The 1328-nt window shown below is 54.1% G+C and carries 2 protein-coding genes; both read right to left on the bottom strand.

Annotated features, from left to right (window positions below; genetic code table 11):
* Nucleotides 1-260 precede the first annotated feature (260 nt).
* Complete coding sequence (gene aat / locus HP459_RS22970) at nucleotides 261-965, bottom strand: leucyl/phenylalanyl-tRNA--protein transferase (protein ID WP_022647613.1); 705 nt, start codon at nucleotides 963-965, stop codon at nucleotides 261-263.
* 45 nt (nucleotides 966-1010) lie between these two features.
* The coding region (locus HP459_RS22965) for an ATP-binding cassette domain-containing protein (protein ID WP_171936928.1) at nucleotides 1011-1328 on the bottom strand (318 nt) is incomplete at its 5' end.

Genomic DNA, 1328 nt, shown 5'->3' with positions numbered 1-1328 from the left:
AAGTTTTGAACCGGCAAGATAATGCCGAAATTCATCAATTAAGTAAAGAATTGCGCGTTTAAAACGCAGCAAAACAATTTCAGCGTATTGCCCAAGCGTCACGGTACAACCGAACGGAAAGCGCATTCGTAAAGGGGATACGACAGGATAAACGTCAGGACGTTATCTGAAGCGAGGGTCCCAAACGGCGGCGGGGCAACAGGCAGAAGCTACTCTGCGGCGTAATTATAACACCCTCATAAAAAATATGCGGAAAACATTTAGGCATTGGGCATAAAGAGCATTCTGGGAACCCAAAAATCGCGCGGAAGAGTCTCCAGTCGGCACTGTTCAAGGTGTTCGATATAGCGTCGGCGGGAAATTTCAACCGCGCCGAGCGAGGCGGTGTGCTCATTCAGCACCTGACAATCCATCAGTTGTCCGCCGCGTTGGGCAAATTCCTGGCTAAAAACCAGCAGCGCGGTTTTCGACGCATTCGTGGCGCGGGAGAACATCGACTCACCGCAGAAAAGCGTGCCCTGCGCCACCCCGTACATCCCCCCAACGAGGTCATCATCTTTCCATACTTCGATGGAGTGCGCGTAGCCCAGCTCATGAAGCTGGTGGTAGGCGATAATGATATCGCGGGTTATCCAGGTGCCTTCATGACGATCTTCAGCGCAGCCTTCGATTACCTGCCCGAAGGCGTGATTGAGCGTGACGCGATAGGGCGAATTTGCGTGAAAACGTTTCATGCTGCGGCTCAGGTGAAACTGCCCGGGCCACAGCACGGCTCGCGGGTCCGGAGACCACCATAAAATCGGGTCGCCGGGAGAAAACCACGGGAAGATGCCGCGCTGGTAAGCCATTAAGAGACGCGCCGGGCTGAGATCGCCGCCCAAAGCCAGCAATCCGTTAGGTTCACGCAGCGCCCCCTCCGGAGAAGGGAACGCAATATTATGGCGAGAAAGCTGCACCAGGCGCATGACAACAGAACTCCAGTACGCGAGAGAGGACGCTACAAATATAGTCTACAGGCGCTGTTTAAACTGGTAGTAGCGACCCTGTTTTGCCAGCAGCTCTGCGTGATTACCTTGCTCAATTATGTGTCCGTTGTCCATCACAATTATTCGATCGAAATTCACCAGCCCGCGCAGGCGGTGAGTGACCATCAGCACGGTTTTGCCTTTCATCACCTTTGTCAGTAAATCAAGAATTTGACTCTCGGTTGTCGCATCCAGACCTTCTGTCGGTTCATCCAGCAACATCAGCGGCGCATCGTGCAGCAAGGCGCGCGCAATGGCCAGACGACGCAGTTCGCCGCCGGAAAGCTGTCGGCCCCCTTCACC

The sequence above is a fragment of the Enterobacter sp. CM29 genome, from assembly GCF_013179605.1.
In the GTDB taxonomy this organism is placed as follows: domain Bacteria; phylum Pseudomonadota; class Gammaproteobacteria; order Enterobacterales; family Enterobacteriaceae; genus Enterobacter; species Enterobacter intestinihominis.
This window is presented reverse-complemented; position numbering and strand designations above follow the sequence as displayed.